Raw genomic sequence first — 17,330 nt, forward strand, 5'->3', positions numbered from 1 at the left:
CAGCCCGTCCCGCACTTTTTAGTCTTCGTCCTGGTGCTGCATCTACGTTTCAGCACGCCACTATTTCATCACCGAGGCTGCCCCACAGCCTGTTACTGGCGTATCAACCGGACTCTTTTAACATGAAACGAATCTGTTCCGCAGTGTTGCTTCTCTCGATGGCCGCGGCCGCTCACGCGCAAAGCGCCTCCGGCTCCAGTGTCACGCTGTACGGCGTATTGATGGAAGGCCTGATCTACTCGAACAACTCGCTCAAGGGCTCGTCGATCGGTACGGCGAACGGTCCGAGCCGGTGGGGCTTCCGGGGCGTCGAAGATCTGGGCGGCGGCATGCGCACGCTGTTCGTGCTCGAAGGCGGCTTCAATCCGAACACCGGCTCGGCCGCGCAGGGCAGCCGGGAGTTCGGCCGCCAGGCATACGTGGGCTTGCAGGACGAGGGCTGGGGCTCGTTGACCTTCGGCCGTCAATACGACCTGACGCAGGACTGGCTCGCACAGTATTCGTCGCCGCTCATGTGGAACGGCTACACCGCCACGGTCGGCGACAACAATAACTTCAACTACCAGTTCCGCACCAACAACGCGGTGAAGTACGTGTCGCCGTCGTATCGCGGTTTGCAGGCGGGCTTGCTGTACAGCTTCGGCGGCGTGGCGGGCAGCTTCGGCAATCAGAGCGCGGTCGGCTTCGGTCTGAACTATGCGCAAGGTCCGCTCAAACTGTCGGCCGCTTACATGCGCATGAATCACCCGGCTTCGGCCGCTAGCGAAGGCCTGTGGACCACCTCGCAGTTCGCGTCGATCTCGGCGAATTCGCCGACGGTGTCGTACGCCATCGCACCGACGAGCATGGAGTTGTACGGCGCGGGCGGCTCGTACGCGATTACGAAGACCACGTCGGTCGCGATGGTCGTCACACATAGCCGCTTCGACAATCTGGGCGTCGCGCAACTCGGCCTTACGCACGGCCGTGCCAGCTACACCAACATCGAAGCGAACGCGAGCCACTACTTCACGCCGGCTTATCAGGTCGCGGCCGACTACGTGTACACGACCGGCAGCATCCAGCCGACCGACTTCTCGCCGAAATATCACCAGTTCTCGGTCATCAACAATTATTTCCTGTCGCGTCGCACCGCGTTGTACGTCACGGGGATTTTCCAGCTGGCAGCGGGCGATGCGCAGCATGCCAACATCGAATACGCGAGCGGCAGTGGCGGTGCGTCGAGCAGCAAACGTCAGGTTGCCGTCACCGCAGGTATTTTTCATCGGTTCTAATGAGGGCTGGCGACGCCATGATGAGGCGCGCCGCATCGCATGACGTTGCAGCGTCGTGCGGTGACGGTGTTTGAGACGTCCGTTGGGCGAGCGCGGTCAGAGGCTCGCACGACGGGCGTTTCGGTATTTGCAATTGGAGTCAGTGTGAATTCGAAGGTCGTTTCAAACGGGGTCCGCCCCGACGCGGAAGACGCCCAGCCGGCCGCCCGTCATGGCGCGGCTATCCTTGCCGATGCACTGAGCGGCTTCGGCGTGCCCGCGGTGACGTTCATCCCCGGCGAGGGCATTCTGGAACTGGTCGATGCGCTCGCCGTGCGCGCGCCGTCTATCCGTCTCGCGAGTTTCCGTCACGAAGCGGGCATGGCTTACGCCGCCCAGGCGATCGGTCAGATGAGCGACCAGCCCGGCATCTGCCTTGCGGCACGCGCGCCGGGCGCGCTCAATACGACGCTGGCGATTCACACGGCCTATACCGATAGCGCGCCCTTGATCATGATCGTCGGACAGGCCGGCAGCGAGTCGTCGGGCCGCGAGGCGATGCTGAACCCCGACGACTTCCAGCGTGTGTTCGGGCCGTTGACCAAATGGGTCGGCGTGATCGATGCGCCCGAACGCATCGGGGAAATGCTGACGCGCGCGTGGCACGTCGCGATGACTGGCCGACGCGGCCCCGTAGTGCTCGTGATGCCCGAAGACATCGCGCAGCAGCGCGCGGTCGTCGCGGACCCCGTGCTGCCCCGACTGCCGCGACCGGCTATTGCGTCCGCGGACCTCGCCACCTTGCGCGACATGATGACGCACGCGAAGCAGCCGGTGCTGCTGGTCGGCGGCACCGGATGGCAAGCCGATGCGTTGCTTGAATTGACCGTGCTAGCCGCGCGCCACGCGATTCCGGTGGCGACGACGTACCGCCGCCGCGACCTGATCGATCACGACGATGCGGGTTTTATCGGTGAAATCGGGCTGGGTGTCGACGCGGCGCTGGCTAGACGCATTGCCGAGGCCGATCTGCTGATCGTGCTGAACGGCCGTCTCGGCGAATTGAATACGGTCGGCGCGGGCTCGTTCAAAGGATTCACGCTGATCGATCCGGCACGCGCACGCAGCGGTGCGTTCAGGCTCGTGCAGATTCACGCCGAGGCCAACGAGTTGAACGCCGTGTATCACCCGGACCTCGCCGTGCAAAGCGACCCGAACGGCTTCGTCGCCGCGTGGGCCGAATCGAGCGGCACGTCCGCCGGTGCCGCCTGGTGCGCACCCGAACTCCGCGACGCGCGTGGCGAATGGTGCGCTGCTGCGCGGCGTGACCGGCTGGCCTTTATCGAAAGCGGTCGCTGCGAAGGTCCGGTCGATTTGCGCTCGGTCTACGCGACGCTCGATGCCGCGCTCGAACCGGATGCACTGGTCACTTCCGGCGCGGGTGCCTATGCGGTGTGGCCGCAGCGGTATCTGAAGCATCGCCGGTACCACACGCAGTTGGGTCCGAAGAGCGGCGCGATGGGTTATGGCTTGTCGGCCGCGATCGGCGCCGCGCTCACGCCGAGCGCGCCTCGCCAGATCGTCGCGATTGCCGGCGACGGCTGCCTGATGATGCACGCCGAAGAACTCGAAACGGCTGTGAGACTCGGCCTTTCCCTGCTCGTGATCGTCGTGAATAACTGCTCGTATGGTGCGATCGACGGCGCGCAACGCCGGATGTTCGGCCGCGCGACCGGCACCGCGCTCGGCGCGGTCGATTTCGCCGCCTTCGCGCGTGCGTTCGGCGCCGACGGCGCCACCGTGACCGACACCGCCGGTTTCGCACCGGCACTCGCGCGCGCGCTCGCGCTCCCCGGCGTCAAGCTGATCGAAGTGCGGGTGCCGTCCACGGTCGGCAAGCCACTGGCTTGATGCGATGCCCGAACTCTCCAGTCAAACCAATATGAACGCATCGATCGATCACTCCGCGGTTCTGTCTTCCGTCGCATCACGCGCCTCCAGTCCTCACACCGTCGCCGTGGTCGGCTCCGGCATCGCCGGCCTGACCGCTGCATACCGGTTGCAGCAAGCCGGCCTGCAGGTCACCGTATTCGAAGGCGAGCAGGTCGTCGGCGGGCGGATGGGCGACCGCAAGGTCGGCGATATCGCATTCAATAGCGGCGCGCGGCTCGTCTATCCGTTCGGCAAGGCGTTCAACCGGCTGATCGCGGACCTGTCGCTCGGCGACGTGCTCGTGCCGTTGAAAAACCTCACTGCGCAATGCGTCGCGCCCGGCGGCGGCCGCCATACGATCGAGCTGATGCCGTCGGCGCGCTCGCTCGCCACGCCTGGTTTGCGATTGACCGAACGGCTCGCGATGATCCGTCACGCGCTGCAGATGCGCGCGCTCAAAGGCCGCGTGGACCCCGACTGGGCAACCAGCGCGATGGACGTCGATCCGGCGTTCGATCGTCTGACGCTGGCCGACTTCACGCGCGAGCGCATCGGCCCGAATGTCCTGAAGACGATGGTCGAGCCCGTGTTTCGCGCGACCCGCAGCTTCAACCCGGAGACGCTCTCGGCGTTGTTCTATCTGACCACGGTGCCGCATCTGATCGGTGAAGACACCGTGTACACGCTGAAGGGTGGCATGGGGCGCGTGTGCGCGGCGCTGGCCGCGCAACTGACGGTCCGCATGGGCACGCGCGTGACGTCGATCCGCAGACATCACTCCGACGCCACCCAGCCGGCCATGTCGCTGACGCTGGCCGACGGCGAGGTGCATCGCTTCGATCACATCGTCTGCGCGGTGGAAGGCTCGCTCGCGCGGCAACTGGTCGAGGCGCCGCTCGACGCCGAGCGCGCGATGCTCGAGCACGTGCGCTATAACTCGCTCGGCGTGGTGCACTACGGTTTCGCGGGCCCGCTGCCGCCCGTCATGGACTTCGCGACGCGCGACACGCCGAGCCGCATCGCCACCTATCAGCAACTGCCCGCTGCGCCCGCGCAAGGCCGCCCGCTCACGCAGATCTATTGCCAGTTGACGCCGGAAGCCGCGGAGGAAGCGCAAGCACGCGGCCTGACCGGCGAACTCGACGTGCTGCTGCGCGACGAATTGCGGCAACGCATTCCCGATTTCGATGCGCAGGTAGTGAGCGTCGTGAACCAGTGGATTCCACGCAAGCTGCCGGTGTTCTCGCCGGGCTACGGCGCGCGGCTACAGGCTTTCTGGCAATGGCAGGAGAGCCCCGCGCGGGCGCTCGACCGGCCGCTGGTGTATTGCGGCGACTGGACCGCTCAGGCGCTGCTGACGGGCGCGTGCGCCAGCGGCGAGCGCGCTGCGCAGATCGTTTTGCAGCGGGTGGTGAATCAGGCGCCGGTTCGTGCGTCGGTTCCCGCAAAAAACTAGGCAAAACGTCGCAACTTTTAGCGAAACGGCAGTAGCGCGCCGCTGAATAAGTTCAGCTGGGGGTTCGATGCTACAAAGTCATCGTGCCAATCAGCTAACAGGAAAATCTTGCAATGAAGTTATCTCTCGAGGCTTTACGATCGTCTGCCAGTTTTCACGGTGGGGTATTGGCGACGTTGCGCAACACGCTGCTCGGCGCCGCCGCCGTGATGCTGGGCCTGAGCGCCGCGCCGGTGCCGGCACAAACCGCGGGCGTCACGACGATCGGCATTGCGAGCCTCGGGCCGCATCCGTCGCTCGCGAAGACGATTCAGGGTTTCAAGGACGAGATGTCGAAAGAGGGCTACGTCGACGGCAAGAACGTCGCCTACGTTTATAGCGATGCGAATTTCACGCAGGCGCTGATGCCGCAGATGTTCTCGCAGATCCTCTCGAAGCACCCGGCGATGATCCTGACCGTGACGACCTCGGTGTCGCAAGTCGCTCGCGCGGCGGTGACGGATCGCAAGATTCCGCTGGTCTTCACCGAAGTGACCGATCCGGTCGCCGCCGGTCTCGTGCCCGACTGGGCGCATGGCAGCGACCGCTTCACGGGCTCGTCCGATCTGCAGAACTTCGACGCCGTGCTCGACTTCGCGAAGAAAGCCTTTCCCGGCGTGAAGTCGTTCGGCACGCTGTACAACCCTGGCGAAGCCAACGACGTCGTCACCACCAAAGCACTCGGCGACGCCGCCAAACGCGCCGGTCTCGATTTCAAGCCGGTGAGCGTGGATAGCGTCAACGACATCGAACAACGCGCGCAGATGCTCAAGGGCGTGGGCTTCGTCTATATCACCGGATCGAATCTCGTGCAGTCGGCAATTCCGGCGGTGGCCGCCAGCATGATGCGCATGAAGGTGCCCGTTCTGAGCTCCGAGACCGAAGCCATCAAGAAGGGGATGGCGACCGCGTCGTATGCCGTGTCGCTGGAATCGGTCGGCGCGAACGCCGCCAAACAGGCCGCACGCGTGTTGAAGGGCGAGCCGACCACGGCGCTGCCCGTGTTGAAACCCGCCCCGACGGATTACGTGACGTCGTTGAGCAAGACCCAGTTCGCGAAGCTGGGGTTGACCATACCCAAGAGTTTCGAGGACTGCCAATGCTTCATCAATTAAGCGGCCGAGTCAGGGCCAAGGTCACGACCATGCGTGAGAAACATATTCCGATGCTCTCGGTCGAGAAAGTCAGCAAGACCTTTCATGCGGGCACCGTCGACGAGCGTATTGCGCTGACCGACGTCTCGCTGAAACTCGCCGCCGGCGATTTTGCGGTCGTGGTGGGCGGCAACGGAGCAGGCAAATCGACGTTCCTGAACATGCTGGCCGGTGAAGTGACACCCGATACCGGGGTGATTGCCGTGGACGGCAGCGACATTACGTCGTTGCCCACGCACAAGCGCGCAAAGTACATTTCGCGCGTGTTCCAGGACCCGTCGATCGGCACGGCCGCCGCGCTCAGTCTCGAAGAGAACCTCGCGGTCGCGAACCTGCGCGGCCTGAAACGCGGTTTCGGTCTGGGCATGACGCGCGCGCAGTCGAAGGAATTCCACGAGCGTCTCGCGTCTTTCAATCTCGGTCTGGAAAAGCGGCTGAAGGCGAAGGCCTCGTTGCTCTCGGGTGGCCAGCGCCAGGCGTTGTCGTTGCTGATGGCCGTGTTGCAGCGTCCGCAATTGCTGCTGCTCGACGAGCACACGGCTGCGCTCGACCCGCGCACGGCGGCGATCGTGATGCGCGTGACCGAGCAGGTCGTGCGCGAAGCGAACCTGACCACGCTGATGGTCACGCACAACATGCAGCACGCGCTCGACTACGGCAACCGTCTGGTGATGATGCGCGATGGCCGCATCGTCGGCGATCTGACGGGCGAAGCGAAGCGCACGATGACGATGGAAAAACTGATGGCGACCTTCAACGAAGAGCCGCCGATTGCGATGACGGTGAACGCATGAATCTACTGAGCGGTTTTATCGGTCTGGTACCGGTGGGCATGATGCAAGGGCTGACGTATGCGCTCATTGCGATTGCGATCATGATCCCTTTCCGGATTCTGAATTTTTCGGACATGACGGGCGAGGGCGCGTTTCCGTTCGGCGCATGCGTCTGCGCGAAGTTGCTGATGGTCGGACTGAATCCGGTGGCGGCGCTGCTGGGCGGTGCGCTGGCGGGCTTCGTCGCGGGCCTGGTGACGGGCTACATTCATGAGAAGGCAAAGATCAACACGCTGCTGTGCGGGATTCTGGTGTTGTCGATGTTGTACTCGGTGAATATTCGCGTGATGGGGCAGCCGAACTCGGCGCTGTTCGCGTTTCCGAGCATCTTCTCCTGGTTGCCCGATGACGGTGGCGGTTACTTGCCGCGCATCGTGATGCTGGCGGTGATCGATATCGCGATTGGCGCGGGTGTGTTGTGGTTCCTCGGCACGCAGCATGGACTCGCGATGCGGGCAATCGGTTCGAGCCCGTCGATGGCGAAGGCGCAAGGGATCAACGTGAAGGTTTATACGCTGGTCGGGTTGGGGCTCGCGAATCTGTTCGCGGCGCTGGGTGGAGCGATGCTCGCGCAGAACCAGGGGTTTGCCGATGTGAATATGGGGTTCGGGGTGCTGGTGAACGGGCTTGCTGCGTTGCTGCTTGGTGAGGCGGTGATCGGGAACCGTTCGATGACGCGGCAGGTCATTGCGCCGGTGTTGGGATCGATCATCTACTTCCAGTTGATCTCGGCGGTGCTGGCGATCGGGTTCCAGCCTTCCGATTTGAAACTGGTGACGGCGTTGTTCGTGTTGCTGACGTTGCTGTCGATGGCGGCGAGAAAGAAGCGGCCGGCGAGTGGTGCGAGGAAGAAGGCGGGGATGGTGGTGAGTTGAGTTTTTGGTTGTCGATAGATTGATTGTTTAAAGAAGGCCTCGCATTGCGCGAGGCTTTCTTGTTTTTTGGGGGGCTCTCGGGCTGGTTCGCTGATGCAATAGGAGAAATCCGATTTGGCAGTGAGTGTTGTTTCTGCATAAGTTGCGTTGGTGTCGATAGCCTGAGCGGCTGGTCTGACGCTAGATTACGTGTCGTTAAAAATAAGCATAACGACACGAGAGATGGATAAAAAACACTACCGGCTAATGCACGTCGCCTTGGCGGCGCTGGCAGTCTCCGGTTTGCTGTCTGCGGTGTGCGATGCGCAGATCGTTCCGGGTGGTGAGCATGCGCCTTCGGTCGTGCAGACACGTAACGGACTACCGCAGGCCGATATCAATCGACCGTCTGGCGCTGGCGTGTCGATGAATACCTACAGCCAGTTCGATGTGCAGAAGCCTGGCGTCATTCTGAATAACTCGCCGGCGATCGTGCAGACGCAGCAGGCGGGGATGGTCAACGGGAATCCCAATCTTGCCGCCGGCCAGTCGGCGCGAGTGATCGTTAATCAGGTGAACAGCGCCGCGGCGAGTCAGATTAAAGGTCGTGTCGAAGTCGCGGGGCAACGTGCCGAGGTCGTCATTGCGAACGGCTCGGGTATCAGCGTGAATGGCGGCGGTTTCATCAACACGTCGCGCGCGATTCTGACCACGGGTACGCCGAATCTCGCCGCCGATGGTTCTTTGGCCGGCTTCAACGTCAAGGGCGGGCTCATCACCATCGAAGGCTCGGGGCTCGATGTTCGCGATGTCGATCAGGTCGACCTGCTTTCACGCGCGATCAAGGCGAATGCGGCCATTTTTTTGGGGAAAATGACCCGCAGAATCGAGGCGCCCATTTTAACGATCCAGCGGGAAACCACTATGACTACTGAGATAACTGTTGGCGTGGCCGAAGATGCATTCGCAAAAAATAATCTCGTCAGACTGGAACGTTCAACATACGAGCAGACGGCCGCATTATCAGCCGCCGATTGGATCGCAAGGAGACGGCCGCACGATGCGGCGCTCATCGAGATTCTGCATTTTGTATATAGCGCGATATGCGACCGTATGAGCGGATATCACCTTTGGCTCCTACTCGGGGATACGCGTTGGCAGGATGACACGCGTATCATACGGCACAAGAAACTCTTTAAATCTTTAAAGGTTCCGGGTATAGATTTCGATGCTTTGCAAGATAGAAGAGAATTCATAGTTGAGCAAAGCGGAAAGCTGAAGTTATTTGGTGCCGTTCGCCTTGAAGAGGATACCTTGGTATCTATTCCGGAGACAATGCAGCCGGGATCGTGTACTTACCTACTTGCTCTACCCGGCATCGCGCCGGCTTTGTCAGAGTCTAGCGGATGGTCGGGGCGGTTGTGCGAGGATTTCCAATTAATCCAGTCTAACGTTAATAACGACGGCATCATTTTTCAACGTGTTGGCTATTTTGATGATCTTGAAGTCGGCTTGGTTGCGCTCGGCAAACCGGACGTCGTTGCAAGGCTCATTGGAGGTAACCAATGAGAATCAACTCTGCAATGAGAGGTCTGCACTTGATCCGACGATAAAACTGGGAGCGTTGGTAACGCCGGTTGGCGCCCCACGCCTGATCGAGCAGATTTTCACGCCGGTTGGGGGCGCGGTGAAGGCACTGGTCGATCATGTCGTCACAGTGGTGGGGCAGCTATGTATGGGGCCGGTAATGCAACATTCAACAGCGGTAGCGACCAACAATCCGCGAGGATGTTAGGCGAGAACGACCGTCAGATTGCAAGCAAGACTATTTGGAAGGGAGACAGCAGCGAACGCATTGATGTAGAAAATCCGAACCCAAGTCAACGTCCGGGGCAGATCCACTATCAGGATAATCGAGGAAACAAATACTCGTATGATCCAACCACCAACTCGTTTTCAGATGCGCCAAATTCGGTGAACAAGTTGTTGAACGATCCGAGTTTTTGATGCGGCGATCCAGAAGGACTCAACAAGTACCTCGGAGGTCAATGATGAAGGCGAATACAGCAATGGTCACGTTATTGAAGTCTGTCGATCTCAAAGCTCATCTCACTCCAACGCTGATGGAAATCGCGCAAAAGGGATTTGAATTTCGGGACGAGTGTTACGTACTTCGCGCTTTCGTCGCCAAAAGTCTTAACATATTGAGATCGAGCTTTCCTGATCGCACAGGTTACGAGTGTTTCGTGAACTCGCTGCATATTGAGGACTATGCCGCTAAGACGCCTTTGGCTCAGGCCATACTGCTGCTAAGGGGTTTATTTGATACTTGGCGGACAATTATGCCTACCGATGTATTGGTGGGTATTGTTAGTGCAGACGAGTTTAGTGTGGTCGTAAAGGTTCATCTTCGCCGTCCGGCGGAAGCATGGCTTGGCGCGAACTTGGACGCTTATGAAAATGCGATTATGAGTTTCGAATCGTCAGATGACGTTTTCTGCGAGATTGCCGGAAATCTTGCTGCTTCTTGAAATCGAGCAATTCGGGGTATTTGCCGGGTAATGCGAAGCTGAACAGCGGGAATGGTGATGGCCGGCCATCCGCGAACAACGGCAACGTTAGCGATCTTGAAGGCTCGACAAAACAACCATTCAAAGACGGGCAAGCGAAAAACACCAACCGGTCAACGTTATACCGGAGACGACTGGAAAATCAGAACAAGAGAAGTCCAAAAAACAAAGGTAGCTTTCATCAGCAAAACCCAACGCGACCCATCATCCACCGCCCCACCCCAACGCCACCCCCCTCCCACCTATGCAATAATCCCGCAGTTTGCCCAAACCGCAGCTCAAGAGGTTGTTCGCACGGGCGTCCCAGGGCCCCAAAACACGTGGCCTGCATCCTTTCTGCGATCTTTCTTCAAAGCTACAGCCACCACCATGCCCACATACCGTTCCAAAACCTCCACCGCCGGCCGCAACATGGCGGGGGCGCGCTCCCTGTGGCGCGCCACCGGCATGAAAGACGAAGACTTCTCGAAGCCCATCATCGCGGTGGTCAACTCGTTCACGCAGTTCGTGCCCGGGCACGTGCACCTGAAAGACCTCGGCCAGCTCGTCGCGCGTGAAATCGAAGCCGCCGGCGGTGTCGCCAAGGAATTCAACACGATCGCCGTGGACGACGGCATCGCCATGGGCCACGACGGCATGCTGTACTCGCTGCCCAGCCGCGACATCATCGCGGACTCGGTCGAGTACATGGTCAATGCCCACTGCGCCGACGCCATGGTGTGCATCTCCAATTGCGACAAGATCACCCCCGGCATGCTGATGGCAGCCATGCGCCTGAACATCCCCGTCATCTTCGTCTCCGGCGGTCCGATGGAAGCGGGCAAGACGCGCCTCGCGAACCCCGTCACGAAGACCATGGAGTTCAAGAAGCTCGACCTGGTCGACGCCATGGTGATCGCTGCCGACGAGTCCTACTCCGACGCCGACGTCGCCGAAGTGGAACGCTCCGCGTGCCCGACCTGCGGTTCGTGCTCGGGCATGTTCACGGCCAACTCGATGAACTGCCTGACCGAAGCGCTCGGTCTCTCGTTGCCCGGCAACGGTACGGTCGTGGCCACTCACGCGGACCGCGAACAGCTCTTCAAGCGCGCCGGCCGTCGCGTCGTGGAACTGGCCCGCCAGTACTACGAGCAGGACGACGAACGCGTGCTGCCGCGCTCGGTAGGCTTCAAGGCTTTCGAAAACGCGATGACGCTCGACATCGCAATGGGCGGCTCGACCAACACGATCCTGCACTTGCTGGCCATCGCCCGCGAAGCGGAAATCGACTTCACGATGACGGACATCGACCGTCTGTCGCGCAGCGTGCCGCAGTTGTGCAAGGTCGCGCCGAACACGAACAAGTATCACATCGAAGACGTGCATCGCGCGGGCGGCATCATGGCGATCCTCGGCGAACTGGACCGCGCGGGCAAACTGCATACCGAACTGCCCACCGTGCACTCGGCGACGCTGAAAGAAGCGCTGGATCAATGGGACATCGTTCGCACCCAGGACGAAGCGGTCCGTCATTTCTATATGGCCGGTCCCGCGGGCATTCCGACGCAGGTGGCGTTCAGCCAGAACTCGCGCTGGCCGAGTCTCGATCTCGACCGCGCCGAAGGCTGCATCCGCTCGTATGAACACGCGTTCTCGAAGGAAGGCGGCCTCGCGGTGCTGACGGGCAATATCGCGCTCGACGGTTGCGTGGTGAAGACCGCGGGCGTCGACGAAAGCATTCTGGTGTTCGAAGGCTCCGCTCACGTCACCGAGTCGCAGGACGAAGCGGTCGAAAATATTCTGGCGGGCAAGGTCAAGGCGGGCGACGTGGTGATCGTGCGCTACGAAGGCCCGAAGGGCGGCCCCGGCATGCAGGAAATGCTGTACCCGACGAGCTATATCAAGTCGAAAGGTCTGGGCAAAGCCTGCGCGTTGTTGACCGATGGCCGCTTCTCGGGTGGCACGTCGGGTCTGTCGATTGGCCACTGCTCGCCGGAAGCGGCAGCGGGCGGCGCGATCGGACTCGTGCGCGACGGCGACAAGATCCGCATCGACATTCCGAACCGGACCATCGACGTGCTGCTCTCCGACGAGGAACTGGCACGCCGTCGCGAAGAACAGAATGCGAAGGGTTGGAAGCCGGCCAAGCCGCGTCCGCGCAAGGTGTCGGCTGCGCTCAAGGCATATGCGAAGCTGGTGATGTCGGCCGACAAGGGCGCAGTGCGCGACCTGTCGTTGCTCGACGACTAGTACGGCAGAAGCCCTGCAGAAGCCGCAAAAACCGCTCCACGGAGCGGTTTTTTTACGCCCGCCCGGCGCCGAGACCCGCCCATCGCCGATAAGCATCCTCCCGGTTCAACCCTAACTGATCCAGCACCCGCTGCACCGTGTAATCGACCATCGCCTCGATACTCTCGGGCTTCGCATAGAACGCGGGCAACGGCGGCATCACCACCGCGCCCATCTCCGTCACCAGCGTCATATTGCGCAGATGCGCGAGCGTCAACGGCGTCTCGCGCGCGAGCATGACGAGCTTGCGGCGCTCCTTCAATGTGACATCGGCGGCGCGCGAAATCAGGTTGTCGTCCAGACCGTGCGCGACGGCGGCCAGTGTCTTCATCGAACACGGGGCGATCACCATGCCGTCGTGCCGGAACGAGCCGCTCGCGATACTCGCGCCGACTTCGTTCTGATCGTGATACACGTCCGCTGCATCGCGCAGCGCGGCGCGGTCCATGCCCATCTCGTCGTGCAAGGTCAGCCAGCCGGCGCGCGAGACCACGAGGTGGGTGCGTGCGCCGCCGGCCCGCAGCGCGGCCAGCAAACGCACGCCGTAGATCGCACCGGTCGCGCCGGTAATGGCAACGACGATGGACGGCCCTCGCGTGCTGTCGGCGTTCATCATGACAAGGCCGGCTTGTTGAATTGCGGCAGATAATCGCCGAGCACGATGCTGTCCACGCCCGGAATCTTCTTGCGTTCGAACTCGGCTTCGCGACCCCAGGGCTTGGTCGCGTCGATCGCGAGACGGCCCCAATGGTCCTTGTGCGCGTCGCGGTAGAAGCCGGGAACGTCGTGCAGCACCATCGTGCGGGTATCGGCGCGGCCTCGGGTCAGGAACGCCCAGATCACTTCGTCGAGGTTGTAGATGTCGACGTCCTTGTCGACCACGATGACCAGCTTGTTGTAGTCCAGATGCGATCCAAGCGCGGCGAGCAACGCGTGCTGCGCATGACCGTCGTACTGCTTGTCGATCTTGATGATGGTGTTCATCACGGTCGGCTGGCAGCTCACGTCGAGCACGCCGCGCACCTGGCTCGAAATGGCCTTGTAGATGCGCGCCGCGGTCGCGGCTTCCAGCGGGCGCAGATCTTCGTCGGATCCGCAAATCAGGCCCTGAAACACGGCGCCTTCGCGCCAGCCGACATGCGTGACCTCGAACACGTGGTTGTCGCCCACTTCGACGTAGTAACCCATGAACTCGCCGAACGGACCTTCGGGGCGGCGCACGTTCGGCAAAATGCGGCCTTCGATCACGATCTCCGCGGACACCGGCACGTCGAGATCGACGGTCAGCGCACGGCGCATCGCAATCGGACCGCCGCGCATGGTGGCGGCGAGCGACATCTCGTCGCCGTCCGGCGGCAGCGACACGCACGCGCTCATGAAAATCTCCGGCGCCGCACCAATCAGAATGACGGCTTCGAGCGCCTCGCCACGCGCTTCGGCGCGCGCCTGGAACTGCGCGAGATCGTGACTGCTGCCCAGGCGAATGCGCAGTTCGTCGTCGGAGACGAACATCGAGCGATGAAACGACAGGTTGTTGCGCCCGCTATCCGGATCCTTCGCGAGAAATACGCCGGCGGTGATATACGGTGCGCCATCGCGCTCGTGATAGGTGGGAATCGGCAGATCCGACAGCTTGCCGGTCATCCAGTCGGCCGGCAGCGCGACGTTTTCGGTCGGCGTATCGAGCGTCGTCGCCAGCGAGATTTCGCGGTCGAGGCGCGCGCAGAAGGTTTCGTCCGCGTTGCAGCGAATGATCTCGCGCAGGCGGTCGTGGTCGGTGTAGACGTTCAGCAGAACCGGCATGGTGCTCCCGCGAACGTTTTCGAACAGCACGGGTTTGGTGGTTTCCTGCTGCAGGCGTCGTGCGACCGCGGCCAGTTCATGGCGCGGATCGACTTCACGCGTGACGCTCAGTAGTTCACCGCGTGCGCGCAGCCGGGAAAGGTAATGTCTCATCGTGCAAGGTCTCGTGTGCAGAAGTCGGGTTCCCGGCATTTATAACCGGCCGATTCTTCCACCGGTTTCGGCGATCGGTGCGCCGTTCTAGGCAAAACGGTTTTTATGCCGCGCGCGCCGATTCGTATCGATTCCACCACGGGCCAGCTTTTTGACCGGCCGATAATGCGTCTTTGGCGTGCATCTGCGCCGCGCATCTGGAGCGTTAGACATGACTAGTCCCGCCGGCCTCTTCCGTACCTCGCTTGCGGGCCCGCAAGCCCGCCTGACCGAAGCCTTCGACCAGTTGCGCACGCGGCCCGACTGCGTGAGCCTGCCCGAGTTCGGTCTGTACGGCGCGGTCGTGCCGGTGCCGGGCGATGCGGAAGAAGGCTCGTGGAAAATGGCGAGCATTCGCGACGAGATCTTCCTCGTGGTGTCCGACTGCAACTACGCGCATAGCCGTTCCGAGAGCGTATTGCCCGAAGCGCTGGTCGAATTCCACTTCTCGCTGTCGGGACCGGCGAGTGTCGATTTTTCCGATACCGGGCATCTGCATGTGAATGCGCCCAATCTGCTGGTGTGCAGTCAGGGCAGCGACGTGCGCTATCAGGTGACGTGCGGGCCCGGCCCGTGGCAGTCGGTCGGGATGTACGTCACGCAGCGCTATTTCGACCGGCTGGTGCGCTCGCTGGGCGGCGAGGCGGACCGGATTCGCGCCGAACTGGCCGCGGTCGAGCACGACCAGATCTATAACCGGCAGATGCCGTTCAGCGTGGAAGCGCTGCAGATTGCCGAACAGTTGCTGGCTTCGCCCTATAAAGGCGCGCGGCAGATGCTGTATCTGGAAGGCAAGTGCACGGAGATTCTGTGCGCGTGCATCGAGATGTGGCTCGCGCATCTGAACGTGGATAAGCCGAACGAGACGCTGTCCGCCCGCGACCTGCGTCTGATCGAAGCGGCGCGCGAAATGATCGTCTCCGACCTGCGGCTCGCGCCGACCATTCCGGAACTGGCGCGCGCGGTCGGCACGAATGCGTCGAAGCTCAAGCGCGGCTTCAAATTCCTCTATGGGATGACGATCTTCGAATATGGGCACCGCTGCCGGATGAATCACGCGTTGCATCTGCTGGTCGACGAACGTTTGCCGGTCGGGCAGGTTGCGCTTGCCGCGGGCTATCAGCATCAAACCAGTTTTACCGCTGCGTTCAGGGAGTATTTCGGATTCGCGCCGAAAGACGCGCGTCGTCTGGCGAGTCCCGTCACGCAACTTCCCGGCAATGCACCGACCAGTGTCGCGCCTTCGGGCGTGCCGAAGCGCGCAGCGATCCAGGACGAAAACCCTGCTTCGACGGACGCGGCAGCCGCCGACAAAGCCAGGGCATTGGAGCGACGCTCTTTGATTTAGGAAATCGGCAGCATTGCCTATAGGTGCATGTCATTCGCTTTTTTCCGTTGTTAGCATCGTTGCATCGTCGGATGAATTGCTGGCTACGCCGCGTTCACGATGCATGACACGGCCCGTCGACGCACGGGCGACTAACACGGAAAAGGAAATACGATGACGTCGATCGCAGTACGCAACCCTCGCACCGGCGAGACCGATTATCAGATCGAATCCGCCGACGCCGCGCAGATCGGCGCGGTCATCGCCGAGGCGCGCGTCGCGCAGCGCGCGTGGGCCGCAGGTGGCCTGGAACACCGCAACGCCGCGCTGTCGGCGTGGGCCGGGCAACTCGAAGTATTCGGCGAGGAGATCGTCGCGGCGCTGTCGGTCGACACCGCGCGCCATCGCATCTCCGCCGAAGAACTCGGCGCGGTGATCCACTTCATTCACGGCTTCTGCGAAGCGGCGCCCGAAGTGCTGGCCACGCCGTTCCGCAAACTCGATGCGCATCCGGACATCGTCTTCAAGGTCACGTACTCGCCGTATCCGGTCGTCGGCGTGATCAGCCCGTGGAATTTCCCGCTGGTGCTGTCGTTCATCGACGCGATTCCCGCGCTGGTCGCGGGCGCGGCCGTCGTCATCAAACCGAGCGAAGTCACGCCGCGTTTCGTCGAGCCGCTGCGTCGCTCGATCGAAGCCGTGCCGGCGCTGAAGGGCATCATCAATCTGGTGACGGGTGGCGCGGAAACCGGCGCGGCGATCGTCACGCAGTCCGATGCGGTGGTGTTCACCGGCAGCGTGCCGACCGGCCAGAAAATTGCCACAGCTGCTGCGCAGGCGTTCGTGCCGGCGTTTCTGGAACTGGGCGGCAAGGATGCGGCGGTGGTGCTCGCAGGCTCGGACGTCGAGCGCGCGGCCACCAGTATTCTGCGCAGTGCGCTGTATAACTCGGGGCAGGTCTGCTATGCGATCGAGCGCGTGTATGCGCACGAGTCGCTGTACGACGCACTGGTCGCGGAACTGTCGCGTCAGGCGGCCGGCATGCGCCGCAGTCATGCGGCCGGCGACGGCGGCCACTACGGTCCGATGATTTTCGGGCGGCAGGCAGCGATCATCGACGCGCAACTGGAAGACGCCGTGTCGAAGGGCGCGAAGATCGTGATGGGCGGTCACAGCAAGTCCGTCGACGGCGCGGTGTGGGTCGATCCGACCATCGTCACCGATGTCGATCACACGATGACCGTCATGACCGAAGAAACGTTCGGCCCGGTGGTGCCGGTCATGCGCTTCACCGACGAAGCACAAGCCGAATTCCTGATGAACGATTCGATCTTCGGTTTGAGCGGCGCGGTGTTCGGTCCGGACACGCACACGGCCGGCGACTTCGCGACGAAGATGGAAGCGGGCGGGGTGAGCATCAACGACACGGAACTGCCGCGCGTGATGATGTTCGTGGGCGAGAAGACCGCCTTCAAGAAGTCGGGGATGGGCGGTTCGCGTTACGGCGCGACCAGCATCATGCGCTACGTCAGAAAGCGTGCGCTGCTGGCGAACGAAGGCGCGGTGCCGTCGCTGGACAAGCTGGCGGAATCGGCGGGCTGATCGAATCTGGTTGGAACTGCGCGCCGCGATCGTCGCGGCGCGCAGGA

Annotated in this window: 12 protein-coding genes and 1 pseudogene; 11 read left to right on the top strand and 2 right to left on the bottom strand. The window is 62.0% G+C overall.

Annotation, left to right across the window (positions count from 1 at the left end; all coding sequences use genetic code 11):
* The first annotated feature begins 122 nt into the window (after window positions 1–122).
* The 9 genes and pseudogenes from FQ746_RS28800 (at window position 123) to ilvD (ending at window position 12,320) form a co-directional block, all read left to right on the top strand.
* The gene (locus FQ746_RS28800) at window positions 123–1,274 is read left to right on the top strand and encodes a porin (protein ID WP_144113199.1); all 1,152 of its coding nucleotides are present in this window, start codon (window positions 123–125) and stop codon (window positions 1,272–1,274) included.
* A gap of 144 nt (window positions 1,275–1,418) precedes the next feature.
* Window positions 1,419–3,164 carry a thiamine pyrophosphate-dependent enzyme gene (locus FQ746_RS28805; protein WP_260854192.1) on the top strand — a complete coding sequence of 582 codons (1,746 nt, stop codon included), beginning with the start codon at window positions 1,419–1,421 and terminating at the stop codon, window positions 3,162–3,164.
* Between the two features lie 4 nt (window positions 3,165–3,168).
* Entirely contained in the window at window positions 3,169–4,641 is a 1,473-nt protein-coding gene (locus FQ746_RS28810; RefSeq protein WP_260854193.1) for a protoporphyrinogen/coproporphyrinogen oxidase, read from the top strand.
* Between the two features lie 113 nt (window positions 4,642–4,754).
* Entirely contained in the window at window positions 4,755–5,795 is a 1,041-nt protein-coding gene (locus FQ746_RS28815; protein ID WP_260854194.1) for an ABC transporter substrate-binding protein, read from the top strand.
* A gap of 50 nt (window positions 5,796–5,845) precedes the next feature.
* Window positions 5,846–6,628, top strand: a complete 783-nt coding sequence (locus FQ746_RS28820) for an ATP-binding cassette domain-containing protein (RefSeq protein ID WP_144113479.1) — start codon at window positions 5,846–5,848, stop codon at window positions 6,626–6,628.
* Window positions 6,625–7,542, top strand: coding sequence for an ABC transporter permease (locus tag FQ746_RS28825; RefSeq protein ID WP_144113201.1), 918 nt, complete (start codon window positions 6,625–6,627; stop codon window positions 7,540–7,542). The genes FQ746_RS28820 and FQ746_RS28825 overlap by 4 nt, the downstream gene beginning before the upstream one ends.
* A gap of 246 nt (window positions 7,543–7,788) precedes the next feature.
* Window positions 7,789–8,386 (top strand): annotated as a pseudogene (locus FQ746_RS35365) (filamentous hemagglutinin N-terminal domain-containing protein); the annotation flags it as partial.
* Between the two features lie 1,183 nt (window positions 8,387–9,569).
* Entirely contained in the window at window positions 9,570–10,052 is a 483-nt protein-coding gene (locus tag FQ746_RS28835; protein ID WP_144113203.1) for a hypothetical protein, read from the top strand.
* 408 nt (window positions 10,053–10,460) lie between these two features.
* Window positions 10,461–12,320, top strand: coding sequence for a dihydroxy-acid dehydratase (gene ilvD, locus FQ746_RS28840; protein WP_144113204.1), 1,860 nt, complete (start codon window positions 10,461–10,463; stop codon window positions 12,318–12,320).
* A 52-nt stretch (window positions 12,321–12,372) separates the two neighbouring features.
* Here ilvD and FQ746_RS28845 read toward each other — a convergent pair whose 3' ends face one another.
* On the bottom strand, window positions 12,373–12,972 hold the full coding sequence (locus FQ746_RS28845; protein ID WP_144113481.1) for a UbiX family flavin prenyltransferase: 600 nt from the start codon (window positions 12,970–12,972) through the stop codon (window positions 12,373–12,375).
* Entirely contained in the window at window positions 12,972–14,315 is a 1,344-nt protein-coding gene (locus FQ746_RS28850; protein WP_144113205.1) for a UbiD family decarboxylase, read from the bottom strand. The genes FQ746_RS28845 and FQ746_RS28850 overlap by 1 nt, the downstream gene beginning before the upstream one ends.
* A gap of 211 nt (window positions 14,316–14,526) precedes the next feature.
* Between FQ746_RS28850 and FQ746_RS28855 the strand changes: the two genes are divergently transcribed.
* On the top strand, window positions 14,527–15,702 hold the full coding sequence (locus FQ746_RS28855; protein ID WP_260854196.1) for a helix-turn-helix transcriptional regulator: 1,176 nt from the start codon (window positions 14,527–14,529) through the stop codon (window positions 15,700–15,702).
* A 153-nt stretch (window positions 15,703–15,855) separates the two neighbouring features.
* Complete coding sequence (locus tag FQ746_RS28860) at window positions 15,856–17,283, top strand: aldehyde dehydrogenase family protein (RefSeq protein ID WP_144113206.1); 1,428 nt, start codon at window positions 15,856–15,858, stop codon at window positions 17,281–17,283.
* Window positions 17,284–17,330: the final 47 nt, after the last annotated feature.

It is taken from the genome of Paraburkholderia sp. BCC1886, assembly GCF_900996245.1.
Taxonomy (GTDB): domain Bacteria; phylum Pseudomonadota; class Gammaproteobacteria; order Burkholderiales; family Burkholderiaceae; genus Paraburkholderia.

Coding starts and splice junctions, on each gene's coding strand:
- FQ746_RS28810 (WP_260854193.1), top strand. CDS start 3,169: ATGCCCGAACTCTCCAGTCAAACCAATATGAACGCATCGATCGATCAC.
- FQ746_RS28820 (WP_144113479.1), top strand. CDS start 5,846: ATGCTCTCGGTCGAGAAAGTCAGCAAGACCTTTCATGCGGGCACCGTC.
- FQ746_RS28825 (WP_144113201.1), top strand. CDS start 6,625: ATGAATCTACTGAGCGGTTTTATCGGTCTGGTACCGGTGGGCATGATG.
- ilvD (WP_144113204.1), top strand. CDS start 10,461: ATGCCCACATACCGTTCCAAAACCTCCACCGCCGGCCGCAACATGGCG.
- FQ746_RS28835 (WP_144113203.1), top strand. CDS start 9,570: ATGATGAAGGCGAATACAGCAATGGTCACGTTATTGAAGTCTGTCGAT.
- FQ746_RS28855 (WP_260854196.1), top strand. CDS start 14,527: ATGACTAGTCCCGCCGGCCTCTTCCGTACCTCGCTTGCGGGCCCGCAA.
- FQ746_RS28860 (WP_144113206.1), top strand. CDS start 15,856: ATGACGTCGATCGCAGTACGCAACCCTCGCACCGGCGAGACCGATTAT.
- FQ746_RS28815 (WP_260854194.1), top strand. CDS start 4,755: ATGAAGTTATCTCTCGAGGCTTTACGATCGTCTGCCAGTTTTCACGGT.
- FQ746_RS28800 (WP_144113199.1), top strand. CDS start 123: ATGAAACGAATCTGTTCCGCAGTGTTGCTTCTCTCGATGGCCGCGGCC.
- FQ746_RS28850 (WP_144113205.1), bottom strand. CDS start 14,315: ATGAGACATTACCTTTCCCGGCTGCGCGCACGCGGTGAACTACTGAGC.
- FQ746_RS28845 (WP_144113481.1), bottom strand. CDS start 12,972: ATGAACGCCGACAGCACGCGAGGGCCGTCCATCGTCGTTGCCATTACC.